The 25130-nt window shown below is 57.2% G+C and carries 24 protein-coding genes and 1 tRNA gene; 14 read left to right on the plus strand and 11 right to left on the minus strand.

Annotated features, from left to right (window positions below; genetic code table 11):
• Positions 1–312 precede the first annotated feature (312 nt).
• On the minus strand, positions 313–927 hold the full coding sequence (msrQ, locus tag ACR0NO_RS16340) for a protein-methionine-sulfoxide reductase heme-binding subunit MsrQ (protein WP_480724722.1): 615 nt from the start codon (positions 925–927) through the stop codon (positions 313–315).
• 3 nt (positions 928–930) lie between these two features.
• Positions 931–1833, minus strand: coding sequence for a protein-methionine-sulfoxide reductase catalytic subunit MsrP (msrP, locus tag ACR0NO_RS16345; RefSeq protein ID WP_480724723.1), 903 nt, complete (start codon positions 1831–1833; stop codon positions 931–933).
• 198 nt (positions 1834–2031) lie between these two features.
• On the opposite strand from msrP, the gene ACR0NO_RS16350 reads away from it, so the two are divergent.
• The 3 genes from ACR0NO_RS16350 to ACR0NO_RS16360 all read left to right on the plus strand — a co-directional run bounded on the left by ACR0NO_RS16350 (position 2032) and on the right by ACR0NO_RS16360 (position 4939).
• Positions 2032–2991 (plus strand): hypothetical protein, encoded by a 960-nt coding sequence (locus ACR0NO_RS16350; RefSeq protein ID WP_480724724.1) that lies wholly within the window; start codon positions 2032–2034, stop codon positions 2989–2991.
• Positions 2992–3119: 128 nt separating this feature from the next.
• Positions 3120–3935: a cyclase family protein gene (locus ACR0NO_RS16355; protein ID WP_170380122.1), complete on the plus strand. Its 816-nt coding sequence runs from the start codon at positions 3120–3122 to the stop codon at positions 3933–3935.
• Positions 3824–4939, plus strand: a complete 1116-nt coding sequence (locus ACR0NO_RS16360) for a class I SAM-dependent methyltransferase (RefSeq protein ID WP_480724725.1) — start codon at positions 3824–3826, stop codon at positions 4937–4939. Before ACR0NO_RS16355 ends, ACR0NO_RS16360 begins: the two co-directional genes overlap by 112 nt.
• A gap of 57 nt (positions 4940–4996) precedes the next feature.
• Here ACR0NO_RS16360 and clpB read toward each other — a convergent pair whose 3' ends face one another.
• On the minus strand, positions 4997–7615 hold the full coding sequence (clpB, locus tag ACR0NO_RS16365) for an ATP-dependent chaperone ClpB (protein WP_480724726.1): 2619 nt from the start codon (positions 7613–7615) through the stop codon (positions 4997–4999).
• Positions 7616–7807: 192 nt separating this feature from the next.
• On the opposite strand from clpB, the gene ACR0NO_RS16370 reads away from it, so the two are divergent.
• Entirely contained in the window at positions 7808–8392 is a 585-nt protein-coding gene (locus ACR0NO_RS16370) for an isopropylmalate isomerase (RefSeq protein WP_480724727.1), read from the plus strand.
• Here the strand turns inward: ACR0NO_RS16370 and ACR0NO_RS16375 are convergent.
• A complete protein-coding gene (locus ACR0NO_RS16375; protein WP_480724728.1) occupies positions 8362–8679 on the minus strand; it encodes a hypothetical protein in 318 nt (105 codons plus the stop codon). The genes ACR0NO_RS16370 and ACR0NO_RS16375 overlap by 31 nt on opposite strands.
• Before the next feature lie 139 nt (positions 8680–8818).
• On the opposite strand from ACR0NO_RS16375, the gene pyrF reads away from it, so the two are divergent.
• Both pyrF and ACR0NO_RS16385 read left to right on the plus strand, forming a co-directional pair.
• Positions 8819–9523 (plus strand): orotidine-5'-phosphate decarboxylase, encoded by a 705-nt coding sequence (gene pyrF, locus ACR0NO_RS16380; RefSeq protein WP_480724729.1) that lies wholly within the window; start codon positions 8819–8821, stop codon positions 9521–9523.
• A gap of 388 nt (positions 9524–9911) precedes the next feature.
• On the plus strand, positions 9912–11165 hold the full coding sequence (locus tag ACR0NO_RS16385) for a DNA polymerase IV (RefSeq protein WP_480724730.1): 1254 nt from the start codon (positions 9912–9914) through the stop codon (positions 11163–11165).
• Positions 11166–11168: 3 nt separating this feature from the next.
• On the opposite strand, the gene ACR0NO_RS16390 is transcribed toward ACR0NO_RS16385, so the two are convergent.
• Positions 11169–12029, minus strand: a complete 861-nt coding sequence (locus tag ACR0NO_RS16390; RefSeq protein WP_170550009.1) for an N-formylglutamate amidohydrolase — start codon at positions 12027–12029, stop codon at positions 11169–11171.
• A 147-nt stretch (positions 12030–12176) separates the two neighbouring features.
• On the opposite strand from ACR0NO_RS16390, the gene ACR0NO_RS16395 reads away from it, so the two are divergent.
• The 5 genes from ACR0NO_RS16395 to ACR0NO_RS16415 all read left to right on the plus strand — a co-directional run bounded on the left by ACR0NO_RS16395 (position 12177) and on the right by ACR0NO_RS16415 (position 14892).
• A tRNA-Val gene (locus ACR0NO_RS16395) sits at positions 12177–12251 on the plus strand.
• Positions 12252–12342: 91 nt separating this feature from the next.
• Complete coding sequence (gene ykgO, locus ACR0NO_RS16400) at positions 12343–12468, plus strand: type B 50S ribosomal protein L36 (RefSeq protein WP_008755722.1); 126 nt, start codon at positions 12343–12345, stop codon at positions 12466–12468.
• A 202-nt stretch (positions 12469–12670) separates the two neighbouring features.
• On the plus strand, positions 12671–13687 hold the full coding sequence (locus ACR0NO_RS16405; protein WP_480724731.1) for a Fe(3+) ABC transporter substrate-binding protein: 1017 nt from the start codon (positions 12671–12673) through the stop codon (positions 13685–13687).
• A gap of 120 nt (positions 13688–13807) precedes the next feature.
• The gene (locus ACR0NO_RS16410; protein ID WP_480724732.1) at positions 13808–14362 is read left to right on the plus strand and encodes a helix-turn-helix domain-containing protein; all 555 of its coding nucleotides are present in this window, start codon (positions 13808–13810) and stop codon (positions 14360–14362) included.
• A complete protein-coding gene (locus ACR0NO_RS16415; protein ID WP_480724733.1) occupies positions 14359–14892 on the plus strand; it encodes an N-acetyltransferase family protein in 534 nt (177 codons plus the stop codon). Before ACR0NO_RS16410 ends, ACR0NO_RS16415 begins: the two co-directional genes overlap by 4 nt.
• A gap of 164 nt (positions 14893–15056) precedes the next feature.
• Here the strand turns inward: ACR0NO_RS16415 and ACR0NO_RS16420 are convergent, their stop codons facing one another.
• From ACR0NO_RS16420 to ACR0NO_RS16430, 3 genes are all read right to left on the minus strand, one after another.
• On the minus strand, positions 15057–15713 hold the full coding sequence (locus ACR0NO_RS16420) for a lipid-binding SYLF domain-containing protein (RefSeq protein ID WP_480724734.1): 657 nt from the start codon (positions 15711–15713) through the stop codon (positions 15057–15059).
• Positions 15714–15873: 160 nt separating this feature from the next.
• A complete protein-coding gene (locus tag ACR0NO_RS16425; protein WP_480724735.1) occupies positions 15874–16734 on the minus strand; it encodes a tyrosine-protein phosphatase in 861 nt (286 codons plus the stop codon).
• Between the two features lie 67 nt (positions 16735–16801).
• The gene (locus ACR0NO_RS16430) at positions 16802–18460 is read right to left on the minus strand and encodes a sulfatase-like hydrolase/transferase (protein ID WP_480724736.1); all 1659 of its coding nucleotides are present in this window, start codon (positions 18458–18460) and stop codon (positions 16802–16804) included.
• 297 nt (positions 18461–18757) lie between these two features.
• Between ACR0NO_RS16430 and ACR0NO_RS16435 the strand changes: the two genes are divergently transcribed.
• Positions 18758–19696, plus strand: coding sequence for a helix-turn-helix domain-containing protein (locus tag ACR0NO_RS16435; RefSeq protein ID WP_480724737.1), 939 nt, complete (start codon positions 18758–18760; stop codon positions 19694–19696).
• 21 nt (positions 19697–19717) lie between these two features.
• On the opposite strand, the gene ACR0NO_RS16440 is transcribed toward ACR0NO_RS16435, so the two are convergent.
• Together ACR0NO_RS16440 and ACR0NO_RS16445 are read right to left on the minus strand one after the other, a co-directional pair.
• Positions 19718–20488: a hypothetical protein gene (locus ACR0NO_RS16440; RefSeq protein WP_480724738.1), complete on the minus strand. Its 771-nt coding sequence runs from the start codon at positions 20486–20488 to the stop codon at positions 19718–19720.
• 74 nt (positions 20489–20562) lie between these two features.
• Positions 20563–21078 carry a DUF805 domain-containing protein gene (locus ACR0NO_RS16445; protein WP_170722184.1) on the minus strand — a complete coding sequence of 172 codons (516 nt, stop codon included), beginning with the start codon at positions 21076–21078 and terminating at the stop codon, positions 20563–20565.
• A 393-nt stretch (positions 21079–21471) separates the two neighbouring features.
• Between ACR0NO_RS16445 and ACR0NO_RS16450 the strand changes: the two genes are divergently transcribed.
• The gene (locus tag ACR0NO_RS16450) at positions 21472–21771 is read left to right on the plus strand and encodes a hypothetical protein (RefSeq protein ID WP_170471152.1); all 300 of its coding nucleotides are present in this window, start codon (positions 21472–21474) and stop codon (positions 21769–21771) included.
• A 199-nt stretch (positions 21772–21970) separates the two neighbouring features.
• The gene (locus ACR0NO_RS16455) at positions 21971–23440 is read left to right on the plus strand and encodes a ShlB/FhaC/HecB family hemolysin secretion/activation protein (RefSeq protein WP_480724739.1); all 1470 of its coding nucleotides are present in this window, start codon (positions 21971–21973) and stop codon (positions 23438–23440) included.
• A gap of 1205 nt (positions 23441–24645) precedes the next feature.
• Here the strand turns inward: ACR0NO_RS16455 and ACR0NO_RS16460 are convergent.
• Positions 24646–24984 carry a hypothetical protein gene (locus ACR0NO_RS16460; RefSeq protein ID WP_480724740.1) on the minus strand — a complete coding sequence of 113 codons (339 nt, stop codon included), beginning with the start codon at positions 24982–24984 and terminating at the stop codon, positions 24646–24648.
• Positions 24985–25130: the final 146 nt, after the last annotated feature.

A 25130-nucleotide genomic window follows, 5' to 3' on the forward strand; every position in this document is an offset into this window, starting at 1 on the left:
CAATCCCTCAGCGCGCCCGCCTAAAACTCAACCTCAGATGCCCCCAGTCTATCCTGAGCGTCCCCGCCGCCTCAGCAGCGCCCCAGCGCCTCAGCAGCGCCGGTGAAGGGGGTTCTAAGGTTTACCCCACAAAGCCGCAAGCGGAAAAAGCAAAAAAGTGGAGAAAAATTCAGACGCCACATTTTATCGTACAAAAACATAAGCTTAATGAAGTCGAGTACCGCGCAAACACCCTCAATCTCCGCCCCGACCATCCGGAATCACTGCCACCAGATCATTGTCCACACAGTTACCCACAGACTCGGTCAAAACTTACGCGGAATCGGCCTGCCTCAGCCGGGTCAGCAGGCCCGGTATCGGCAGACGCGCTAGCAGCAGCCCTATGATCGCGGCGAGATAGAGAAGCGGCTCTAGCTGGAATCCCTTCGCCAGCATCACATAATGGATACCGCCAAGCAGAACGGCCGGATAGACCAGTTTGTGCAACGTGCGCCAGCGCGGGCCAAGTTTGCGTACCGACCAGTTGTTCGATGTCACCGCCAAAGGTAGCAACAGAACGTACCCCGCCATGCCGACAGTGATATAGGGTCGCTTGAGGATATCAGCCCAAATCTGGCCAAGCAGCTGAAGGTCCAGCACCAGCCAGACCAGCAGGTGCAGCGCAACATAGGCAAAAGCCAGCACGCCGATCGCCCGGCGGAACTTCACGAGGTTCAAGCCAAGATGCTGGCGCAGAGGAGTCACTGCCAGGCCAAGAATTAGGAGCTGCAGGGCCAGTTCCCCCAGCTTATGTTCGAGCGCTGTGATCGGCTCGACCCCGAGCCCCCCTGTGAGCGCAAGATACAGGAACCAAGGGGCCGGAAGGGCCCCAGCCAGATAGACAGCCCAAATGGGGATCTTGCGTATGGCCTGGTTCACCGCCTGCATGGCTCAATAGTATTCCTTGAGGTTCATACCTTCATACAGGCTGGCGACCTCTTGTTCATAGCCATTGAACATGAGCGTCGGGATACGCTTGGCAAACAGACCGCCGCCGATCTGGCGCTCGGACGCCTGCGACCAGCGCGGATGGTCCACATTCGGGTTCACGTTACTATAGAAGCCATACTCACGGGGCGCAGACATGTTCCAACTGGTGGGCGGCTCATCCTCGGTCAGAGTGATCTTTACGATCGACTTGATCGACTTGAACCCGTATTTCCACGGCACCACCAACCGCAGCGGAGCGCCGTTCTGGTTCGGGATCGGACGGTCATAGATGCCTGTCGCCATGATGGTCAGCGGGTGCATCGCCTCATCCAGACGCAGACCCTCGCGGTAGGGCCATTCCAGAATCGGGAAGCGCGTGCCGGGCATCTCATCGGGACGGTAGGCGGTTTCAAAGGCCACGTATTTAGCGCCCTCTCGTACACCCGCCATATTCAACAGGTCGGCCAGTTCGAACCCATTCCACGGAATCACCATCGACCAGGCCTCGACACAGCGGAAGCGGTAGATGCGTTCTTCGACTGTCATCTCGGACATGATGTCCTTGAAGTCATAGGTGCCGGGGCGATCCACCAGACCGTCGATCTCAATGCTCCAGGGTTCGGTCACAAGTGTATGGGCATATTTGGCCGGGTCGTCCTTGCCGGTGCCGAACTCGTAGAAGTTATTGTAGCTGGTGATCTCTTCCCAGGTGTTCGGCTCCAGCGCTTCTTGCGCAGCAGCGGGGCGGGCCATCGCGGTCAGCCCGACACCTGCCAGCCCGGCCATAACCTGCCGCCGGTTCAAAAACGCCGCCCTTGGGGTGACGTCGGCATGTGTCAAAGTGTTGGTCCAGCGATGCGCCATTTGGGTCTCCGTAGTGAATCCGCCTCAGAGTGAGGTAGTCCGCTGATAGCACAGAGCCAAGGAAACAGGCGTCACGATTGAGCGAACAAACTGTAACGCAACTGCGTCAGCCCGCGACTAATGCGTTTTGGGCGGCTGGTTCTAACAGTCTCAATTAGGTATGCGGGAATCATCCAATAGTTGATCAGAGTTGATCCCGTGCTCGTATTTCAGGCCTTTCCTTTTTCGCTGTCCGTTTTGTGGCGCTATATCATTGTCTTTCCCGTCCTGCTGGTCGCGCTTGTCGTCTACGGGTTGATAGGAGGGATACTGAGCGCGCTGATCGGGCTGCTCATTCCGGGACTGTCGGTTTTGATTTCGTTTTTTGTAGGAGCATCCTCAGGCGTCATCCCGATGCTGGTCGGCAGCCGTTTGGGCCTGCAGGCCTGCGAGGTTTCTCCGAGTAACAGTTACCGCAAGTTTGTCTTTCCAGCGGTTATCTACGGCGCCGTCGAAGCCATTGGGATCAGTGTGGCCGCCGCCCTGATCGCCGCGCTCTCCATCGGTGCCGTCAGCGTAGGGGGCGGCGTTCCCGAGGATCCGGCCGCGTTCTTCGCGACCCTGACGACCGTGCATATCATGATGTTCTCGGGTGTTGTGATCCTGCTCTTTGCCGCGATCTGCGCGCTAAGGGCCGGGTTTCTGGTGCCGATTGCGGCGGCCTCGATCGGGCGGGACCCCAATGGCCGCCCTTATACGCCATTCAACCATTTCGGTGCTTTCTTCCTGCAGCTGTTTGCCGTGGTAGCGATCAGCTTTGTCGGTGCTATCTTTTTCTTTGCTCTGTTTATCGTTGGACTTACCGCAATCTACGGTCCGAGCACTCTGGTCGACGACATTCAATTGATCGGCGAGATGACGACCGGAGCGGCCCCGTTTTCAGTCACTGCGCCGATGATTGCAACGGTCGTGGCCTATGTCCTTTTGGCTAGCTGGGCCTTCAGCTATCAATGCGCCGGTGGGGTTCTGGCCTATCTGCGCCTCAGCGGTGATGCCGCGCGCGAGACCCCAAGCACTGAGACATTGATTCAACCTGCACAGCAGCCCACGACCAGCTCAGGTCCCAAAATGAGTTCGGAAGAGCTGCGTGCCCTGCGCAAAAGCCGTGAGTTCCGCTAGGACGCCCAGCGCGTCTTAACAGATAGTACCCTTTACACAGAAGGGGTCAGCGCGGCACTCTGCCTGACAGGTGGTACGGTCCGCGACACCGGTCGCCCGACCCTGCCACCCATAAGGGAGGATACCGAATGTGTGATATCTGCGTAATGAATGCCGTCAAAGACAAGATGCTGTCCCGGCGAAGCTTCTTCAAAGCCGCCGCAGCCACTGGCGTGGCAGCCGCCGCAACGGGCGCAAGCGCTCCGGCGGCATTGGCCGCAGGACATGGCGGGGTCGAGGATATGACCCACACCCTCAGCCCCGAGTTTCCGACATGGGGAGGAGAACCCGGCGTCTCCGCCGAACAGGCGTTCAACTTTGCGGATCACGGGTTCAACCTGTTCAACCTGTCGATCAACGAACATACCGGCACCCATATCGATGCGCCCCTGCATTTCTCGGCCGACGGAACCTCAGTCGATGAGATCCCTGTGACCGATCTGGTTGCACCGCTCTGCGTCGTGGATATCGCCGCCCGCGCCGCCGAAGACGCCGATACGCGCGTGACGCCTGATGACCTCAAGGCGTGGATCGCGGCGAACGGAGACATCCCCGACGGCGCCTGCGTCGCCATGCATTCCGGCTGGGGCGGAAAAACTGCGACCGACGAGTTTCGCAATTTCGACGGAGAAGCGCAGCACTATCCCGGATTCCACGTCGAGGCCGCCCAGATGCTGATGGAGGAAACCGGCGCGCGATCCTTGGCGGTCGACACGCTGTCGCTGGATCACGGCATGTCCGCCGATTTCGCCACCCACTACGCCTGGCTGCCCACCGGCCGGTTCGGGATCGAGTGTCTGGCCAATCTCGACCGCGTCCCAGCCGCAGGGGCCACCCTGGTGATAGGAGCGCCCAAACACAAAGGCGGCACCGGAGGCCCGGCGCGGATATTTGCGTTGATATAAAGAACGACCCGCCAAATTGGCGGGTCTTAATTTTTGTCGAGCCCGAATTTAACGAAAGCAACCGCGACGAGGCCGAAGTGTTTTACGTTCCGCAAAGCGCAATTCCCGGTTTAAGTCGAACCGCCCTTGGCGTTTGTGCTTTTTGCGCTCTTGTGAATCGCAACCCTACATACCGACACGTATTTTATGATCCTTTTGCCGAACAACTATTTCGTGACGGAGCTGTCGAAGGCGCCGAAGTCCTGGAACAGGCGACCGATTGGAATGCCGTTCTCAAGTTTGCAGATGATCGCGGCGTCGCTCGGCGGCTAGTCGCGTCGGTTCTGTGGCGCAAGACTTTCATGCAAAGCCGGACCCTTTCAGCAATCGCACATGGCGCACGGCAAATCGTCATTCTTGGCGCGGGGCTCGATACGCTGGGCCTTAGACTGTCCAACAGCCATCGCCACATACCAGTGTTTGAAGTCGACCGCCCCGAGACCATCGAAGCCAAGCGATATTTGGTTTGTTCCAATTTCGGTACACCGCCCAACATCCACTACACAGCGGTGGATTTTGCACGTGAGACAACGCTCGATAAGTTGCGATCCCTTGGCTATGACCACGAACAAGGCACGATCTTTGTCGCCGAGGTATCGCTGGAATACGTCCCGCCGCCAGAGGTTGCTGATGTTTATGCGATGATCCGCTCTAGCGGCGCAAAAGAAACACGTTTTTTGACGACATACGCCTCAACCGCGGCAGCCTCGCAGGCGCAACAGCAGGTCGACAGCATCGGTAATGCTGTAGCCGGGGTTGGTGAACCCTTTCGCTTCAACATTGCTCCTGATGAGGTTGATGCCTACGCGGCCGATCAAGGGTTTTCTGTACTGGAGCACATTTTTGGGCGCGCAGGGATCGAAGTTTATTTGGCTGAATTGGGGTTGGGTCCAGAGACAATGGATTTTCCATTGGACTCTCTAGACGGCTCCTCGTTTTCCCTCGTTCAATTGCAGCCCATCTAAAGGATTGTGGCCTCACAAGAAAAAAGGCCCGCAGCAAAGCGGGACTTTGTTTTCGCATCAATGCACTACGGCATCATCCGGGCGGGGCCGGTCGGAGGTGCCCAGCCTGTCGCCGATGATCAGGCCCTCAGCACCAGCGGTGACGGGGACGGTCTCGCCATCCTTGATCTCACCGGCCAGCAGTGCCTCGGCCAAGGGGTTCTGCAACGCGCGCTGGATCACGCGCTTCAGCGGGCGCGCACCGAAGACCGGATCATAGCCTTCGTCGGCAAGCCACTGTTTTGCGCCCTCGTCCAGAACCAGCTCGATCTTGCGAGCGGCCAGACGTTTTTGCAGACGCGCCATCTGGATATCGACGATGCCATCCATATCGGCCCGCTTGAGCCTGTCAAAGATGATCGTCTCGTCGAGGCGGTTCAGGAATTCCGGTCGGAAATGTGCCCGGACCGCATCCATCACATCCCGCCGCGCCTGCGCGCTGTCGGCCCCTTCGGGCAGTTGGCTGAGCGCCTGAGACCCAAGGTTTGACGTCAGGATGATCAACGTCTGCTTGAAATCAACAGTGCGGCCCTGACCATCGGTCAGCACGCCATCATCGAGGACCTGCAGCAACACGTTGAACACATCCGGGTGCGCCTTTTCGACCTCGTCAAATAGCACGACCTGATAGGGTCTGCGCCGCACGGCTTCGGTCAGCACACCGCCTTCGTCATACCCAACATAGCCCGGAGGGGCACCAATCAGACGCGCAACCGCGTGTTTCTCCATGAACTCGGACATGTCGATGCGCACCATCGCATTGTCGTCGTCGAACAGGAAGTTCGCTACGGCTTTGGTCAGTTCGGTTTTACCTACGCCGGTGGGCCCGAGGAACAAGAACGAGCCCAGCGGGCGGTTCTCGTCATTCAGGCCCGCGCGCGCGCGGCGCACGGCGTTGGACACGGCGGTCACGGCGGCATCCTGGCCGATCACACGGGAGTGCAGATCGTCTTCCATCCGCAGCAGTTTCTCGCGTTCCCCTTCCAGCATCTTGGCAGTCGGGATACCAGTCCAGCGTTCGACCACGGATGCGATCTGTTCCGGGCGCACCGTTTCCTCGGCCATCATGGCGTTGCTTTCGGCGTTTTCGGCCTCGGTCAGCTTTTTCTCAAGCTCGGGGATGATGCCGTAGGACAGCTCACCTGCCTTTGCCAGATTGCCTTCGCGTTTGGCGATTTCCAGATCAGCGCGCGCCTTGTCGAGCTGTTCTTTCAGATCACGCGCACCCGCGAGCTTGTCACGTTCGGCCTGCCACTGGGCGGTCATCTCAGCCGATTGCTCCTGCAGATCGGCCAGATCCTTTTGCAGGGTTTCCAGACGATCCTTCGAGGCCGCGTCATCCTCAAGCTTCAGCGCTTCTTCCTCGATCTGCATCTGCAGGATCTGGCGATCCAACTGATCGAGCTCTTCCGGCTTGGAGTCCACCTCCATCCGCAACCGCGATGCCGCCTCATCAACAAGGTCGATAGCTTTGTCGGGCAAGAAGCGGTCAGTGATATAGCGATGCGAGAGCGTCGCAGCCGAGACCAGCGCCGAGTCGGAAATGCGCACGCCATGGTGTAGCTCATACTTTTCCTTAATGCCGCGCAGAATGCTGATCGTATCCTCGACCGTCGGTTCGGTGACCATCACAGGCTGGAACCGGCGCGCAAGGGCCGCGTCTTTTTCGACGTATTTACGATACTCATCCAGCGTGGTCGCACCGATGCAATGCAGCTCACCCCGGGCCAGCGCAGGCTTGATCAGGTTGGCGGCATCCATTGCGCCGTCGGATTTGCCCGCGCCAACCAGTGTGTGCATCTCATCGATGAACAGGATGATCTCACCAGCGGCCTCGGTCACCTCGGTCAGAACCGCCTTGAGGCGTTCTTCGAATTCACCGCGGTATTTCGCACCGGCGATCAACGCACCCATGTCGAGCGCGAGCAGCTTCTTGTCCTTCAGCGATTCCGGCACGTCACCGTTGATGATGCGCAGGGCCATGCCCTCGGCAATTGCGGTCTTACCGACGCCGGGTTCCCCGATCAGAACCGGGTTGTTCTTGGTGCGGCGCGACAGAACCTGCATCGAGCGGCGAATTTCCTCATCCCGTCCGATGATCGGGTCAATCTTACCCTCAGCCGCGGCCTCGGTCAGATCGCGCGCGTATTTCTTCAGCGCGTCATAGCCCTCTTCCGCCGAAGCGGTGTCCGCGGTGCGGCCCTTACGGATATCATTGATGGCTTCGTTCAGTTTCTGAGCAGAAACGGCCCCGGCCTCCAAAGCCTCTTTGGCTTTGGATTTCACCATGCACAGTGCCATCAACACCCGTTCAACCGGCACAAAGCTGTCGCCCGCCTTGGTGGCGATCTTGGCGGCTTCGTCCAGAACCTTGGCGGTCTGGCCATCCATGTAAATCTGGCTTGCGTCGCCGCTAACCTTCGGGATTTTCCCCATCGCGGCATCAAGCGCCTCAACCACGCGGTTCGGCGCTCCGCCCGCGCGGGTTATCAGGTTGCTCGCCAGCCCCTGATCATCGTCCATCAATGCCTTAAGTATATGTGTGGGCTCGAGCCTCTGGTGCCCCTCGCGCATCGCAATGGTCTGCGCGGCCTGCACGAATCCACGTGCCCGCTCGGTGAACTTGTTCAAGTCCATAGCATTCTCCTTTTCTCAAGCGCCCCGTTTTGATGCGCCCGCTTGGCGGCACGCGTCGATTGAGGCCTCACATTCAATTTGGGTAATGTCGGCGTGTATTCAAGATTGTCTTGGCAGAATAACATGATGCATGCTGGGAACCTGAATGATCTCGGTCAATTGCGAAAAAAACCGTCTTAGGAGCGCGCCTCTATGATCTCAGCCACTGCGTTGCGCAGCTGCATTGCAGAACAATGGTCGCCCACTATTGGCGACCCAAGCGTGATCGGTTGGCTCACGGTTGCCGCATACGGTACTGCCGCGCTCCTGTGCCTGCGCGCAAGGCGCAATTCCCACGTCCGGTGGTTTTGGCTGATCCTTGCGCTGCTACTGTTTGCGCTGATGGTAAATAAACAGCTGGATCTGCAGTCCGCGCTTACGGCCAGCGCCCGCTGCCTATCGCAGATGCAAGGTTGGTACGAGGATCGCAGGTCGGTCCAGATCGGCTTTATCATTGTGGTCGTGTTCAGCGGCGTCTGGGTCTCACTTGTCAGCCTCTGGTTCCTTCGTAAAAACTTGCGAGAGGTCGGCATCGCCCTGATCGGCTTTGTCACCCTGATCTGCTTTGTGCTGATCCGCGCCGCCGGGTTTCACAACTTCGATGCCTTTCTGGGTGCCGAGATCATGTCGATCCGAATGAACTGGCTTCTGGAACTGTCCGGAATCGCCCTGATTGCGGCGAATGCAGCATGGGTGGGCAGACGCCGTCAGCCACGCGGAATGGAGTATACCGAATAGCCGCCGGTTTGCGCCACCGGCTCTAGCGTATATGTCTCGACCAAGGATTTTTCAGCGCTGCTGCCGGTCGGGCACGAGACAAGATCGGCGGTGTGATCCAGAAATTCGACGGTAAAGGCGTTCTCACCTGTAAGCTGGCACCAATCATCCTCGGATCGGTAGCCCCGGACCAGAGGAAGGTTGTCATTGGTCGGCGCGGGCGCCGCGCCTGTGTCAGATGTGCCTGAGGCGGGTTCATCGCAGGCACCCATCATCAGCGCAACTCCGAGCAAGGCAAGCTTTCTCATCTTCTGTCCCTTCATATGAGCTATTGGTCGATTTGAGCTACTGTAACACAGATCATCCTCTTTCGATTGGACGGACCTGCATGGACAGTTGCGCCCGAACCCGCTAGGAGGCAGTCGTTTGCCAGCAAGGAGACCCAACATGTCCGATGACCGCCTGATCGTAGCCCTTGACGTTCCTAACGCTCTGCAAGGTTTGGCGATGGCCGAACGGTTGGGTGATGCGGTGTCGTTCTACAAGATCGGGCTGGGAATGCTGACGGGCGGTGGTCTGGCTCTGGCCAATGAGCTGAAACAGGACCATGGCAAGCGCATCTTTTTGGACATGAAGCTGTTCGACATTGGCAACACGGTAGAAAACTCCGTGCGTGGTCTGGCGCAGTTCGATCTGGATTTCCTGACCGTCCATGGCGACCCGCATGTGGTGCGAGCGGCAAAAGAAGGCGCATCCGGCAAGGACCTGAAAATCCTTGCAGTCACCATCCTGACCTCGCTCAACCGCGATGATTTGGATGCCAGCCTGTTGAAGGCAGGCGACGTGCAGGATCTGGTGGTTGAGCGCGCGGCCAAAGCGCTGGAGGCCGGGGCCGATGGCGTGATCGCAAGCCCGCAAGAGGCCGCGCTGATCCGCGCCCTGCCCCAGGCCGAGGGTCGCTTGATCGTGACACCGGGCGTGCGCCCTGCCGGGGCTGCTCTGGGCGATCAAAAGCGCGTCGCAACGCCGGCCAGTGCGATCGGAGATGGGGCGGATCATATTGTTGTCGGGCGTCCTATCTATCAGGCGGAGGACCCGAAAGCCGCAGCCGAGGCCGTTCTGGCCGAGTTAAAATCATTGACACGCCACTGATCGCGGACGGGGATTCAGCGTCTCAGACGTCCGAAACAGCAGTGATTTCTTTACCTTAGGTCAACGGTGGGAATATTCCCCTGATTTCCCCCTGTGCCCGAAAGCACACAAACCCGGCACAAGTTTTAGGGAATAGCGCGGCCACCTATCTAAATATAGCGTTTTGAGCGATTCTGGAGCGGAGTTACTCCCCAACGAACTACCTCTTCCTGTGGTTCGTTACCTTCCCCCCGCCCCAAGCGGGGGGTTTTCTTGACAGTCCAACTCTCTGCTCAAACCGCCAGATTTCTGAAGACTGTCGAAGCCTCTGTTGCGTTCTCACGAAAGCCGATAGACACTATAGCTTCGAACACCCGGAGCCACCCTTTTCGGGTCGGGAAAAATAGCCATGCCCACGATCTGCCGCGAATGCCTGACCAGTTTCCCGGACGCGCCGCGATGCCCGTCCTGCGGTAGCCCGCGGCTGAAATCGCACCCTGAGCTGTTTGATCTGTCGATTGCACATATGGATTGTGACGCGTTCTATGCCTCGGTTGAAAAGCGCGACAATCCTGAATTGGCGGACAAGGCAGTGATTGTGGGGGGCGGGAGACGCGGGGTCGTTTCAACCGCTTGCTACGTGGCGCGCATCCGGGGCGTGCGCTCGGCCATGCCGATGTTCAAGGCGCTGCAACTGTGTCCGGACGCCGTGGTGATCAAACCGCGCATGTCGGTCTACGCCGAGGTATCCCGACAGATCCGCGCGATGATGGATGAGCTGACGCCCAAGGTCGAACCCCTGTCGCTGGACGAGGCTTTCCTTGATCTGTCCGGCACCGAACGCCTGCATGGCGCGCCGCCTGCGGTGATGCTGGCGCGTCTGGTCAAGCGCATGAAGGATGAGCTGGGGCTGACCGGCTCCATCGGTTTAAGCCACAACAAGTTTCTGGCCAAGGTCGCCTCGGACCTGGACAAGCCGCGTGGGTTTTCCGTGATCGGGAAGGCCGAGACGGCTGACTTCCTGCACGACAAACCCGTCAGACTGATCTGGGGTATCGGCCCGGCAGCGCAGGAATCGCTGGAGCGTGCCGGGATCCGTACCTTCTCGGACCTGCTGCGCTGGGATCAGGAGGCGCTGACCGCCCGGTTCGGATCGATGGGGTATCGCCTATGGCATCTGGCGCGCGGTCAGGACAAACGCCGGGTCTCGACCCATGAACCGATGAAGTCGATCAGCAACGAAACCACGTTTTTCGAAGACACCTCAAACCTCGAGATTCTGGATGGGCATCTGTGGCGCATGGCGCTGAAGGTCTCGGACCGGGCCAAGGCCAAGGATCTGGCGGGTCGGGTAGTGACGGTGAAGCTGAAAAAGGCCAATCACAAGATCATCACCCGCCGCGTTTCGCTGCGCGATGCCACTCAGATCGCGGATCGCATCTACAGAACCGCGCGCGGGCTGTTCGATCAGGTCGGAGATCAGGGTCCCTATCGCCTGTTGGGATGCGGGTTGTCCGATCTGTGCCCGGCGGAGCAGGCAGATATCTCGGGCGACTTGCTGGACCCCAATGCGACGCGCAGGTCTCAGGCCGAGCGCGCCACGGATGAGATTCGCAAACGGTTTGGAACCGATGCAATCGTGAAAGGCCGCGCGCTACGGTAACGCCTATTCCGCCGCCAGCCGCTGGGGTTCGGAACCGATCTCGGCAATCTCGGCGATCACTTGCCGCAGTATCTTGGAGAACGCCATGAAATTGGCATTGGGCGAGATCGTGTCTTCGTTCATGTAGATCGAGCGGTCGATCTCAACCTGAATCGCGTGTTGTTGACGACCGGGGCGGCCGTAGGTTTGGGTCACATAAGCCCCAGCAAAGGGCGCATTCCGCGCGACGACCAATCCGGCCGTGGAAAAGGCAGCCTCAATTCGGTCCACGATCTCGGTTGATGCCGATGCACCGAAACGATCGCCCAGCACGATCTCGGGGCGTGTGTTGCGCGCGGTGCTGGCCATGGCCACCGCCTCATGTGGCATCGAATGGCAATCGACCAGAATCGCCTGCCCGAATTTCGCATGTGACTCCGCCAGCAAAGCCTTGAGGCGGCTGTGATAGGGGCGCCAATAGGTGTCGATGCGCAGGCGCGCCTCATCCATGGTCAGTTTGCCACGATAAATCGCCCGCCCATTTGCCACCACGCGGGGAATCACCCCCAGCCCCGAGGCCACGCGCGGATTGTGCCCTTGCCGTTTGGCCCCCTGAATTAAGGCCGGGTCCAGCTCATCCGCGCTGCGGTTAAGGTCCAGATAAGCCCGTGGCATCGCCGCCTTGATCAACGGCGCCCCGAAATCCGAGGCCGAGGCAAAGAGCTGATCCACAAAGGCATCTTCCGAGGATCGAATCACATCAGACCCCAAAACCGAGCGCTTCAGAAACGCCTCTGGATAGTCACGGCCACTATGCGGCGATGAAAAAACAACGCATGAACTGCGGTTTTCGGGCATATCCAGAAAATAGGAAGGGTTCTTCATGGTCTCTCCGTGTTCAGGATTAACATAGACTGGAAAATAGTTCTTCCAAACCCCTTGAACCCCTTTGCGACTCCTTTTATAGACCCCGCTACCGGCGCGGGTATCCGCGCCCCATTTCGTTATGGGGCAGGACACGCAAAGGGACGTGGGCGGTTAGCTCAGCGGTAGAGCACTTCGTTGACATCGAAGGGGTCACAAGTTCGATCCTTGTACCGCCCACCATCTATTCACTGCCTCGGCTTGCCGGGGCACCCGACAAACCCAGGCGCTGGCCACGTCTTTGATGAAGGCGCCGCAGATTGGAGACAGACCCATGAAGGTCAAGAACTCGCTCCGCTCGCTCAAGAACCGGCACCGTGATTGCCGTATTGTGCGTCGCAAAGGCCGCGTCTACGTGATCAACAAGACGCAGCGCAAGTTCAAAGCTCGCCAGGGCTAAGTACTGCACATATCTCTTCGAAAGAACCGCGCCTTTGTGTGCGGTTTTTTTGTGCCTGTTGGCTTCGTTTAGCGTCGCTAACCAAAGCGCCCCATATGTCGCACGATTTTTGTCGGGTTTTGCTTGCAAACCAAATCCAATGCGTTAATTGAGTGTTTAACTCGGGTTTACCCCGGTGGAATACTCAATGTTGGGAGCAATCATGTTTAAATCCACGACCTGTATCGCGGCTGGCCTTGCGGCCATGGTCGCCACGTCCGCAGCAGCAGAAGGCGAGTTGAACATCTATTCGTCGCGCCACTACGACACCGACGAGCGCCTCTATTCGGATTTCGAAGATGCAACCGGCATCACCATCAACCGAATCGAAGGCAAGGCAGACGAGCTGATCGCGCGCATGGAAGCCGAGGGCGTGAACTCCCCTGCTGATATTCTGCTGACCGTCGACACCTCGCGGCTTGCGCGCGCGAAGAACGCGGGCGTACTGCAGACAATTGACAGCGCCGTATTGGAAGAGCGTATCCCGTCGAACCTTCAGGACAGCGACAACCAGTGGTTCGGTTTCTCGCAGCGGGCGCGCATCATTTTCTACAACAAAAACGCAGTCTCCGAGCCGCCGCAGACCTATGCTGATCTGGCAGACCCCAAATACAAGGGCCAGCTGTGCATCCGCTCGAGCACCAATGTCTACAACCAGACCCTGCTGGCCTCGATCATAGAAAACGCCGGATCCGAAGCCGCCAAAACCTGGGCCGAAGGCGTCGTGGCCAACATGGCGCGTGACCCGCAAGGAGGAGACACCGACCAGCTGCGCGGCGTCGTCTCGGGTGAGTGTGACCTTGCCGTATCCAACACCTACTACTTTGCCCGTGCGATCCGGAAAGACGTCGATGGCGTCTCGGCCGAGCGTGACGTGATCGGCTGGGTGTTCCCGGATCAGGACGGCAATGGCGCGCATGTGAACCTGTCGGGTGGCGGTGTTGCCGCAAATGCGCCGCACAAGGAAAACGCCATCAAGTTCCTGGAATACCTGGCAAGCGATCAGGCGCAGCAGTATTTCTCGGCCGGAAACGACGAATACCCAACGGTTGAGGGCGTCGCCGTTTCCGAGTCCGTGGCCGAACTGGGCGATTTCAAAGCAGACGATGTCGATCTGTCTGCCGTTGCCAAGAACCTGCCCGAAGCGCAGAAAACCTTTAACGAGGTTGGCTGGAAGTAAGACGCCTCCATACTTAGGAAGTATAAGGGGCGCGGTAAATTCCGCGCCCTTTTTCCTTTTGCAATATTATATTTTAAAGCTACTATTCTCACATGCGGAAATTTCTCTCATAATTGATCAATGCTGGATTCCCTCGCAAACCGCCTTGCCATTCGCCTGAAAGAGCTGCGCCAAAGCCGCGGCTGGTCATTGGATCAGCTGGCGGACAGTAGCGGTGTCAGCCGGGCAACCCTGTCGCGTATGGAAAAGGCTGGGGTCAGCCCGACGGCAGAAACACTCGGCCGACTTTGCGCCGCTTACGGTTTGCCAATGTCGCGTCTGCTGATGATGGTCGAGGACAGTTTCGACCCCAAGGTCCCGTTTGAACGACAACCCGAATGGAGAGATCCGGAAACAGGATTCACGCGCCGATCCGTCTCGCCCCCTTCAACCGGGTTGAGCGGTGAGGTGCTGGAATGTCACCTGCCGCCGGATACCGTGGTTCGGTACGAAACGCCTCCTAAGCCGGGGCAGGAACACCACCTGATCGTTCTGGATGGAAGCCTGACGCTCACCGTGGACGGCACGGCACACGCGCTCGGTGGAGGAGACTGCCTGCGATACCACCTATCCGGCCCGACACAATTTGAAACCGGCGCCACCCGAGGCGCGCGCTACATGCTGGTGCTGATATGATCACAAGACTGACCGATTCCACCTTCGACGCGGCACTGAATGACCTGACCGACATCCTGCATGGTTGCGTGCATGCGGGCGCGAGTATCGGGTTCATCTTGCCGTTCCACCACGCAGACGCCCAGCGCTATTGGGAGACTCGCGTTCGCCCTGAATTGCAAGCAGGGGCGTTGGACCTGTTTGTTGCAGAAAGCGGAGGACGTATCCTTGGGACGGTGCAATTGGTTCCGGCCTCCATGCCCAATCAACCGCACCGCGCCGATGTCGCCAAGCTTTTGGTCCATCCCGACGCCCGACGCCAGGGTCTGGGGCGCAGTTTGATGAACGCACTCTTTGCCCGCTCATCTGAGCTGGGCAGAACAATATTGGTGCTCGACACACGCAGCACCGACCCATCGCGGATTCTCTACCAAGGCCTTGGCTTTCAAACCGCAGGAGAGATTCCGAACTACTGCCGCAACCCGTTCGAACCCGCGCTGGAGCCGACAACCTTCATGTTCAAAGACCTCAACCAAGCGCCAAAGCCATAGACCGGAGACGCACTTTGAGTTGATCTGTCCAGGTCGTCAGGTTTTCGGACGGAAAGCAGGCGACCCTCGCGACGGATCAAACGGGACTATTTGAACAGAGGCCATGGGTGCCTCGTATCAAGGAATGAGCGAACCGTGCTTGTGTGACGCAATCACCCCGCAGTTCACTTTTCGATCTTGGTGATCTTAGTACCCTGAAGACCGGCGCCTGCCATAAGCCCTTCTTGCCCAAAGATGATTGGCACTATGTCGCCCTGCAGATCGTTTGTTCCCATCGACGCCGACCAGCCTTCGTCACCGCCAACGAGCGTGGGGCCACTGCCGACCTCCCACCCATCATTGTTCTGCATATAGGCAAGGGCGTCGGAGTTGAGGAAAAACAGAGCGTAAGAGAAATGCTGAATGCCCGCCTGAAAACCATAGGACGCACCGGCAATATTGTAGTACCCGGTCGTGACGCCGTTTTCACGCATCGCGCCTTCTCCAAACTGACCTCCAACCATCAGGCCGCCTTTGGTGATCCTGGGAAAAACCAAAATAGCGACTGCTTTGTTGGACAAATCCGCCGCCTCAGGGGAACTCGCGAGAAGTTGCGCCAGTGCTGTATCTACACTGGCGTCGATCTCAGACGCAGTCGCACCGTCCGCCGCATGTAGTACGGTCTCGCCTGCCGATTCAGCGACATCCCCAACCTTTTTGGCCGCATCAGAAACCCCTTCTGTCACTTTGTCCAAAAAGTTCTGTGCGTTTGCGGGCGAACTGCTTGAAAAGTGGAAAAAAACCACCATCGCGATGAAAGCCAAAGGCATAAAGCGCAGCATTTCTTCCTCCTCTCGATTGTTTCAGAACCGTAGCTGAGACCCTTCGAGGTGAAAACCCATTGGCTGGTAAGTAGTACGATCGCTGGCTTAAAACGGCTTTGATATTCGAATCCGCCAGCCTTCGACCGATTGTTTTCACAAGTGAATTTTCGCGGCCAGCCTAGTTCAGATACCGGTTGCGGAGGGTTTCAAAATCTGCGTCCGTCAGCCCAAGGCCCTCACGCAGGTAGTCGTCGACCGAGCCATAGCTAGCCTCAACGCTCTTGTAGAACTCATCAAGATAGGCCTCTCGCACCCCCAGCGATGGCCAGACTGCCTCCGGCGTCATATTTGTCCCTTCGGCCGCATTGACCTCGGCCGCGATCTGTTGGGCCTTGTTGTCCGCGTCCTTGAGCGTATTGCTCATCATGAAATCCGATTGGATCTCGTCTTTGGAAACACCAAGCGCTGTCAGGACGAGCGCGGTCGCGACACCGGTACGATCCTTGCCGCCCGAACAATGATACAGAACCGCCTCACCCTCGGGCTGGTCCAGCAACACGTCGAACAGATCTCGATACTCTTCGGTGTAGTCAATTGCGATATAGCCAAAAGCCCCTAAGAACAAACCATCTGTTTCTGCTTCGGTTGCCGTGCCGGTCTTGATGCTGGCCCGCATATCATCAATCATCTGGCTTTCATTCTCCATCACCGGGAAATTGTGGCGCGCGGGCCCCTCTCCTTCGGGCCATTGCGCGGGATGCGCCGTTGCCTCGGACGTTGTTCGCAAATCAACGATTGCGCTAACGCCCATGTCGTCCAGGAGCTGCATGCTGGGTGCGCTGATCTGATCGATCTCACCGGATCTGATGAGCTGTCCAGCCCGTACGGTGCGACCGTCCTGCGTTGTCAGGCCACCCAGTTCGCGTGTATTCAAGACACCCTCTAGTGGTATGGCACGATCTTCGGCCGCGAGAACAGGATGAAAGGTACCGGCGACAAACAGCAGGGTCGCAGCACCGATAGATCTGAAAAGACTCATGTCTCTCTCCATTGCTGTATCGAGCGGGACTGTGATCGACGCGCCCAGAAGAGCGCGCCGTTGAAGGCTATTCTTGCCAGCTCATGAACACCTCGCGGGCCTCTTGGCTTTCAGGGCGCAGGTTTTCGATGCCGCCATAGGGGATATCCTTGCCGATCTCGGAGTTTGGATATTTAGCGATCATTTTCTGATGGCGCTTGATCATATCTTGGAACGAGGCACCGGCCCAAAGAGAGTATCCAACCAGCGGGTGTTCTTCGCGGGGGTCGCGATAGACGTTATAGGTCGGCGCTGCAGCCCCGGGGGCGCCGGGCGCGGGCAGATGCATCTTGAACTCTTGCTTAACGACCGAACGCAGAACCGGCCCCTCATAAACATACACGTAGTCGCGGCGGCCATTGCCCTCACCCTCAAGAAGCAGGGCGGTCTGGTCGATACCGTCAATCACCCGGTCGCGCGGGATGAAATCCGTTGCACCTGCGATGCGGGCCATCGTCGTGTAGATATCCGAGACGTGAAAGATGTCACCGGCAGCACTGTCGGCTTCAATCACTCCGGGCCAGCGAATGAAGCCATCTGTGCGGACGCCGCCCTCAAGATGCTGGGTCTTGCCGCCGCGATAGATCAACTGGTTCAGGCCCGACGTCCCCTCGTAATGATACATCAACCCGTTATCCGCCATGATCATGACGATGGTGTTGTCGGCCTCGCCGGTCTCATCCAGTTTGGCCAGCACCTCTCCGATCCAGCCGTCGAGCAGTTGCAGCTTGTCGGCATGGAAGCCGCCGTTCCGCGACAGCGCCTGATCCGGGTAGGCGAAGTTCAGCGGGTAAAGCGGCCAGTATTGCAGAAAAAACGGCTCATCCTGCGCGGCGACTTGTTCAATCTGCTCCAATGCCTGCGCCTGATAGCGTTCGTTCATCTGTTCGTACTTGGCCTGCGTCCATTCTTCGCCCGCTTCCATGTCAACTTCGCGCGCGGTGCCGCCTGCCTGTGCCTCGACACCGGTGACCAGACCATAGGGCTTGAACCGTTCATCCAGCAGAAACTGGTTGTTCTGCCCCGAGGAGTGATATCCCAGCATGTTGTTGGCCTCCATGGCCTCGCGGGTCATCAGGCTGAGTTGAACCTGCTGGTGCAGCGGAAAAACCGCGTAGTCAAAGCCCTGATTGTGCGGATAGGCTTCTTCGATATCGCCCTGATGCCACTTCCCTACATGCGACGTGTTGTAACCGGCCTGTTTCAGGATCTCCGGCAGGGTAACCTCGCTTGCGGGCAGTCCCTCGCCGACCAGGGCAACCTTAACCTCTTCCACTCCGGCCCGGATCGGGTGCCGACCGGTCAGCATGGCCGTGCGTGTTGGCGTGCAGGAGGGCTCCGTATACATGCGCATCAGCGACATGCCTTCACTGGCGAAGTCGTTGATATTGGGGGTCTCGATCCCCATCACATAGTTCATCTTGCGCTCGCCCATCTGGCCGAAGCTGATGTCGTCGATAAGAATATACAGAAAGTTCGGAGGCTTGCCGTCATTGGCCTCGCGGATCTCGGCCAACCTGGCCTCAATCTCAGCATCCTGCGCGTCCCATTGATCCCCGAACTGGGCCCGCAGGAATTCGAACTCACCATCATGAACGATCGCCTCTTGCTGCGCGCTTGCAGGCATGACGCCCAGCATGGCAAACAAACAGGCTGCGACACTCGTCTTACGTAAGGCTCTAGTCACTCTCGGACCTCCTTTTGACACTCGTAGATTCCAACGCCTGAACGATCAGTTCGTGGCATTTCGCGGAAAGGGATTGATTTGACCGTTTTGCCAGCTCTGAAAGCTGGCAATGTTCTGAAGGCGTCAGGAACGTCACCACACGTTCGGATCGGGCATCCCCCTTCGGTAGCCGAGGGCGGCCCATTATCGTATCGCTTGAAGACTCCGGCTTCACTTGACATTCCACCTATCGAATTCGTTACATTACCGGTAAACTGTCAGGATTTGGGGGTGGACCACATCAAGAATTCGCCAAATATGCGAAACGCAGCACCGTCCGGTTGGGGCGGAGCGTCACCGGCGATGGCCCTATCTCTTGATCATCCAAACAGAATCGGAGAGCTCACGCCTTGGGAGATCGACTTTCGGCAGCTCGATCCCGGTCGGTTGTCCACAGCGATAACCGTGCGTTCAGGACAGGCTGTTTCTGCCCTCAACATCGCGATGAACCAGCGTGTCCACCAGCGTGGTGTCTCGCCTGACGGATGGAAGACGTTTGGAATCCCCACGCGCGGTGCAATCGAAAAGTGGCAGGCAAAAGACGTCACGGACAGCGCCTTTCTGGTCTTCGGTGATCGGGATGGCTTTGATGGCATCACGACCGCAGGGTTTTCAGGAAGCGTTGTTTCGTTTGCAACCGAAAGGCTAGAAAAGCTGGCCGAAACCTGCGGGTTTTACATCGAGAGCAACGAACCGGAAGCCCGCAAATTGGGCACCAATGCGGGGTTGGCCAGCATGGCGCGACTGCAGGGGGCTGTCGTCCGGTTGCTGAACGACGCAACTGCCATCTGGTATCAGGACACTGAAGAGGCGCTGATGCTTGAGGCCCTCAAGATCTTGACCGATACGAGCGCGTATTTTGAGAAAAGCCAAGCCGAAACCAGGCGGCGCGCCCTGAGCCGCGCAATTGATCTGATGCTTGCCAATCTGGAGGACCCGATCTCAATCGAAGAGATCTGCAAAGAATGCGCGGCCTCGTGGCGCACATTGGACCGCGCCTTCAAGGAACAATTCGGCCTTGGCCCGAAGTCTTATTACATGCGGCTCCGGCTAAACCGGGTTCGCGAGGACCTGCTGAACAGATCCTTCGATGGCTCAATAGCGGATGCTGCCAACCGCCACGGGTTTTGGCATATGGGCCAGTTTGCGAAAGACTACCGGCTATTCTTTGGTGAGTTGCCTTCGGATACAAAGTGAGGTGTCGGCTTTAGGATGGCATCAATTGCATTGATCATACCTGTAGTCCCCGTATTCCAGCCAGTTTGCCGAGCCTTCGCTAAAAATCAGAAACTCGGATCTGTCTTCCCCAAGCAGGGCAACGACAAATCCGGCGGGCGGCTCATAGTTTCCGAAGTAGCTATAGGCCGTCATGGCTCTGATCGACTCCCCATTGACCGTTACTCGCGCGTCCCATTCTCCCTCCGGGTTGTCCAAAATTACGGGTTCGATAACTCGCTCTACCGCTCCGCCACCACAATAGACGATACCTTCTGGGGGTTCGTAGGAGGCCCCCTGGCTAGCACCTGAATCGCAGGCGGAACGAAGGGAACGAATTGCCGCGCTGGAACCTTTCAAGTCAAAGATTCCGTAGCTGACATCTTGATCGATTATCGACAGACTAACTGAAGCATTGGCCGCAAGTTGGTCCAGTACAAATCCATAGTCCTGTTGACTATTGAAAATGACCTCGACGGGATAATTGTCGACGATCTGCACGTCCGCGTTTTCTGCGCCAACCTGAAATGCGCCAACTTCGGTGGTGCCGTTCTTCAAAAATCGAATGGAGAGCCCCTGCTTATCCACAATGTCCTGGCTGTCCTCATATCCGGCCGGAGCAAAGCGGATACGATTACACTGAAGTTCCAGCGTCATGTTACCGGTCTGAATAAAAGCATTTGGGTTGGGCCCGGAACTGAACGACCACTCCGCTGATGCTGTGGTCGCCATACCCATCAGTAGCATTCCAATGGAAATCGTTTTGAAACTCATTTTCTCTCTCCATGGTGTTGTGGTTCGTATTGTCATTCAGCCAGAGTTTCCGGCCCGTTACCCGGGCAACAAGGTTAGGAAACAGGTGCGCCGTATTCGTTTGCGCCTTCTTGGGAAGGTCGCGTCAGCCACCAGATCATCAGGATGGACAGAACCAATTGAAGAATTGAGACAACAACAATACCGGTAACGCCCAGGACGGCCGCAGGTCCTCGCAATGCATCGGGGTTTTCGGTCCCTTGCTCCAATACCGAGAAGAACGCCACCCCACCCAGCATAACAAAAAGCGTTGTAATGCTGAGCGCCATCGGCAATAGCAAGTACCAGCCAGGTCGACCTGTATCATGCAACCTCCGCCAACCGGCGGCCAGCATTGGTATGAGAACGGCCAGTTGGAAAACCGAGGACAAAACCCGAGATCCCTGCCCCGTTTCGGGGTCGGTCCCGAATAGGATCGTGTCCAGCACAGCCAAAGCAGCACTCACGAGAACCACAAACAAGAAGAACCACCAGTATTCTGAGCGTATAGCCCGACCGGAGAACTGGAAGTATTTCGAGAAACACGTTTTGACGGCTTCACCAAATCCCATTTTTCAATCCTTTCTTCGTTTCTGCGCGGCCTCAGAACGCCTCGCGGACCCAAAAGCACACCTTCGCCCTTCTGGGTTTTCCCGCCTTCTATTTTTGTTTGAACGCCAAAAACCTATCTTTCAAAAAGGTAGCGAAATTTACGCGCGGAAAAAATGTTGATTTATGAAAAATAAGATTCAAACATGCGAATTCGACTAAGCTTTATTTGACCCCCGTTGTTATCGGCCCCGGCAATCAACTCAATATCGTTCTCCCGACCAATCCGTTGGCGACAAGTCTTTGGGATAGGTAAGCACCGGATCGAGCTGTGCTCAATTGGCTGAATAGAAGCGGGCGCTTCAAAAAGGAGCATCCAATTTCACTAGATTCGATGGACCCTGATGGAGAAGAAAATGACCAAAAAGACAGTGATGATTGCAGGCACAACTTTGTTCGCGTTGCTTGCGGCATGTGACGAAACGAGTACGTCCAGCGCGTCTGCCGAACCCACACCCGCTCAGCAGGCATGTTTGCGAGATGTGGCCAAAACCACGAACAATTCGCAAGTCGTTGTGCTCTCATCCGCGTTTAGCGAAGCTGGAACACAAGTCACTGTCGGCGTTGGTGAGGATCGTGCTCCTTGGAATTGTATTGCTTACACGGATGGAGCGACAGCTGGTATCGAGTTCCTGGGCGACGAAGGCGCATTGTAGTCTGTTCGCTGTGTATCTCGAAAGCACCAGTCGAGATCAAAATTGAACGACGGTTAGCTCAGACATTCAAACCTCGTAATAGGATTGGGTTCTAACATGCTCAATCATGCTAAGGTTGTGGAAAATGCCCGTATCAAACTCGGTTGTATTTGCGATCATCTGCACTTTTGTGGCTATTGTATCGATCCCAAAATACAGCATGGCCCAAACTTGGGACATAGCATCCCAGCACTCTGTCAGTGGAGTAACGGTGTATGATACGGATGAGCTGTTAACGTTTGCAGGTCAGTTGGCATTTGATCGGTCAGGGCGCATCACAGCGGTGGATGTCGCATCAACGATCACGCAGATCTACCGAGAAGACGGTTACTTCTTGGCTGAGGCCTGGCCTGGTCCCGATGGGCAGAGCATTGTTGTTGATGAAGGGCGTATTCAAACCATCGAAATTGAAGGTGTAGATACGCGCACGTTCCAAACCTTGGAAAAGATCTTTCGCCCCCTCACCACCGCATATCCAATAACTCTCAAACGATTTGAGCGGGCGGTTATGCTGGCCGAGGACATACCCGACTTGGACGTGTCGACCGAACTTGATTACCCGGATCAGGGCGGTGCGCGGCTGAGGGTATTGGGAGAGCCCCTGCGCAAACAAGCCGGCAGTGCGACACTCGACAACCCTCCGCGAGAGCTTGGAGAGGCGCTCAGTTTTTATGTCGTACAAGAGTTTTATTCGACGCTGACCGTCGGGGATTTGCTTCGATTTGAGGGGTCAGGCAACTACAATTGGGACAAAGACGACGAACACTCATTGTGGGGCGCTGTTACCTATCGCACGCCGCTGAACAGCAATGGTCTGTACGGTGAGATTTTCTACGGAAACATAAACGCAAAACGTGACCTCTCGGGGGATTTTGCAAGAACAGATGTTGATGGCGAGAACTTCACCGTCGCGTTGGGGTATCCCGTGATCCGCGATGTGGCCCGCTATGGGTACCTTCTGCTGGATTATCGCATTTCCGAAGCGGACTCAGTCAGTGGTGGCGTTCCACTGTCCAGTGACGCAAGTGTCGTTGGCCTGACATATCTCTACGGCCAAAACTATCCAAAAGGACAAGCTCTGGAAGCGGGGCTAACCTTGTCTTTTGGTGACAATGACAACGACACGACAGACGCGAATTTTGACGACGGAGACTCTTCGTTCTGGCATCTGCGGGGCGGCATTGGATACGAAAGCCCGCTAACGAGCTTGTCGCCCAACACAGCTTGGCGCACTGAGATTTGGGGGCAGTACACCACCGACCGGCTGCCCTCGGTCGAGGAGTACTTTCTTGGTGATCGTTATGCTTTGCGTGGATATCGGTTCGACGAAGTGGATGGTGATTCCGGGATTTCCGCGATTTTCGAAGTGTCTCACTCCTACTTTCCAAGTTCCCAAAGCATTCATCGCTTAACGCCTTTTGTCTTTTTCGACGTGGGCTACATCTCGAACAATGACCCAGCGAGTTTTGAAGTTAATAATGCTACACTGGCCTCAACAGGTCTGGGTTTGGACATTGAGTTTAAGCAAAACCTATTCCTGTCCGGATATGTCGGTGTCCCTTTGAGAGACGGTCCCTTGACCGACTCTGGCGATCCTGGCGCGTATCTTGCTCTGACAACAAGTTGGTGAGGATGTTATGAAACGGAACCACATTGCTTTACTTTCCGCAGCTTGTTTGGTCGCGGAGCTGGTCGCCACGCAGGTCGTCGCCCGCGGCAATCATTACGGGTGGTGCCGTGGCGTAGGGAACCCACACCAATCGAGCCAAGGATGCGGGCAGGCCGGCGGGCAAGGGGCAGGCAATCAAATTTCCGGTCCAACGCAGCCGGTGGCAAATCAGTTGCCACCTCAGGGAACGCCGCAAACGCCCACCTCCGTTGCTGTGCCGGTCCTTGCGCCGGGCGCGGTCCCGAATGCAATTCCCGGTCGGGTTCCTATCGCGACGCCAATAGCGATTCCCGGTCAAGTTCCAACGCCGATCGTAGCGCCGACGCTCGCTCCGCCCTTGGTGCCAAATCCAACACCAAACCAGGTTCCGACAGCCGTTCCCAATCAGGTTCCACCATTGGCTAATGTGCCGCCGCAAGTTCCGACTGCGACTCCTAATCAAGTTCCGATAGCTGTCCCTGGTCAGGTTCCGCCTCAACCTAATGTGCCGCCCCTTGTGCCAACAGCGACACCCAACCAAATACCTGTCGCAGTTCCTGGTCAGATCCCGCCTCAGCCTACCGGTCAAACTGCTGTGCCACCGCTTGTCCCAACCGCGACTCCTAATCAGGTTCCCATTGCGGTTCCTGGCCAGGTTCCACAGTTGACGCCAAGACCCACGGCAACTCATGTAGCCGTCCCAGGACATCAGAATCCACAAGGTGTCGTGACAATCATGCGCCCAAGGCCAAGGCCAACAACCGGTACTGCTCAGCAACCTGGCGCAACACAAGTGACCCACCATTTAACCCATCAAAGCAATTCAAAGAAACACGATCACGTCGCAGCAACACCAGGACGGCATGACCCGCACGACCTACCAAGATTCCGCAACGCGGCGGCCAAGGAAAACTGGGAATGCGTTGCCAGCGGATTTGGACAGCGTCGTCATGATGCTGGGCGAGGCGTTTTGTTGAACAGCGGGGCGTTGCGGCATCTCGGAAACGTGGACGCCATGGCACGCGATGTACCAGCGCGGCATCCAAAACACTCTGGCTGCATTATTTCGGTCAAACGAAAGCAGCGTTGACCCGGTTTGGTGGGTTTTAGTGCGCTTGTAGCACTTGGCGCATCTTTAAGGTCATGTAGGTGCGGGCACAACGCTGCGCCTCTGAAACTGATTGCATTCAGACAATAAAGGAGCCCGCGCTTTTGCCCGGAGATACGGAAACTGAGATTCCAGGGAATTCGTTTCCGGCCATTGCCTTGGCGCATCCGTTCTCAGCGTCACTACCAACGGGCACAGCTGGATGATCTGCGGCGACCATCACATTGGTCACGCCACGACAGCCACGCTGACGGATCATGCGATCAACCTGCCCATGCACAGCAAAGGCATCCGCGACGACACGCTGAACCGTTCCTGGAGTGCTTGGGTACCGGAACGCATTGTCTGCATCACACTGTCCAGATCCCTCGGGAATTGCCGCGACCGGGCTTTTGCGCTGTTGGGAAAAAGCGGGCAAGCGACCGCGACTGAATGAACAGGCCCGTGACCGCAATCGTCCTCTCTGGCGCGCGCCGTGCACCAGATCATGGCCCATCGGTTGTGCAGACGGTCTTTCTGGAAGATACCCTCAAAACGCTCCGGCTCAAAGAGCTTGGTCAGATG

Source organism: Ruegeria sp. CL3, assembly GCF_056536505.1.

Excerpts from the sequence above, each read along its gene's own strand:
- ACR0NO_RS16435 (WP_480724737.1), top strand. The coding sequence starts at position 18,758 with ATGCGAAACGCAGCACCGTCCGGTTGGGGCGGAGCGTCACCGGCGATG.
- ACR0NO_RS16445 (WP_170722184.1), bottom strand. The coding sequence starts at position 21,078 with ATGGGATTTGGTGAAGCCGTCAAAACGTGTTTCTCGAAATACTTCCAG.
- ACR0NO_RS16355 (WP_170380122.1), top strand. The coding sequence starts at position 3,120 with ATGTGTGATATCTGCGTAATGAATGCCGTCAAAGACAAGATGCTGTCC.
- ACR0NO_RS16405 (WP_480724731.1), top strand. The coding sequence starts at position 12,671 with ATGTTTAAATCCACGACCTGTATCGCGGCTGGCCTTGCGGCCATGGTC.
- ACR0NO_RS16455 (WP_480724739.1), top strand. The coding sequence starts at position 21,971 with ATGGCCCAAACTTGGGACATAGCATCCCAGCACTCTGTCAGTGGAGTA.
- ACR0NO_RS16450 (WP_170471152.1), top strand. The coding sequence starts at position 21,472 with ATGACCAAAAAGACAGTGATGATTGCAGGCACAACTTTGTTCGCGTTG.
- msrP (WP_480724723.1), bottom strand. The coding sequence starts at position 1,833 with ATGGCGCATCGCTGGACCAACACTTTGACACATGCCGACGTCACCCCA.
- ACR0NO_RS16375 (WP_480724728.1), bottom strand. The coding sequence starts at position 8,679 with ATGAGAAAGCTTGCCTTGCTCGGAGTTGCGCTGATGATGGGTGCCTGC.
- ACR0NO_RS16415 (WP_480724733.1), top strand. The coding sequence starts at position 14,359 with ATGATCACAAGACTGACCGATTCCACCTTCGACGCGGCACTGAATGAC.
- ACR0NO_RS16390 (WP_170550009.1), bottom strand. The coding sequence starts at position 12,029 with ATGAAGAACCCTTCCTATTTTCTGGATATGCCCGAAAACCGCAGTTCA.
- msrQ (WP_480724722.1), bottom strand. The coding sequence starts at position 927 with ATGCAGGCGGTGAACCAGGCCATACGCAAGATCCCCATTTGGGCTGTC.
- ACR0NO_RS16420 (WP_480724734.1), bottom strand. The coding sequence starts at position 15,713 with ATGCTGCGCTTTATGCCTTTGGCTTTCATCGCGATGGTGGTTTTTTTC.
- ACR0NO_RS16370 (WP_480724727.1), top strand. The coding sequence starts at position 7,808 with ATGATCTCAGCCACTGCGTTGCGCAGCTGCATTGCAGAACAATGGTCG.
- ykgO (WP_008755722.1), top strand. The coding sequence starts at position 12,343 with ATGAAGGTCAAGAACTCGCTCCGCTCGCTCAAGAACCGGCACCGTGAT.
- ACR0NO_RS16440 (WP_480724738.1), bottom strand. The coding sequence starts at position 20,488 with ATGAGTTTCAAAACGATTTCCATTGGAATGCTACTGATGGGTATGGCG.
- clpB (WP_480724726.1), bottom strand. The coding sequence starts at position 7,615 with ATGGACTTGAACAAGTTCACCGAGCGGGCACGTGGATTCGTGCAGGCC.
- pyrF (WP_480724729.1), top strand. The coding sequence starts at position 8,819 with ATGTCCGATGACCGCCTGATCGTAGCCCTTGACGTTCCTAACGCTCTG.
- ACR0NO_RS16385 (WP_480724730.1), top strand. The coding sequence starts at position 9,912 with ATGCCCACGATCTGCCGCGAATGCCTGACCAGTTTCCCGGACGCGCCG.
- ACR0NO_RS16425 (WP_480724735.1), bottom strand. The coding sequence starts at position 16,734 with ATGAGTCTTTTCAGATCTATCGGTGCTGCGACCCTGCTGTTTGTCGCC.
- ACR0NO_RS16410 (WP_480724732.1), top strand. The coding sequence starts at position 13,808 with ATGCTGGATTCCCTCGCAAACCGCCTTGCCATTCGCCTGAAAGAGCTG.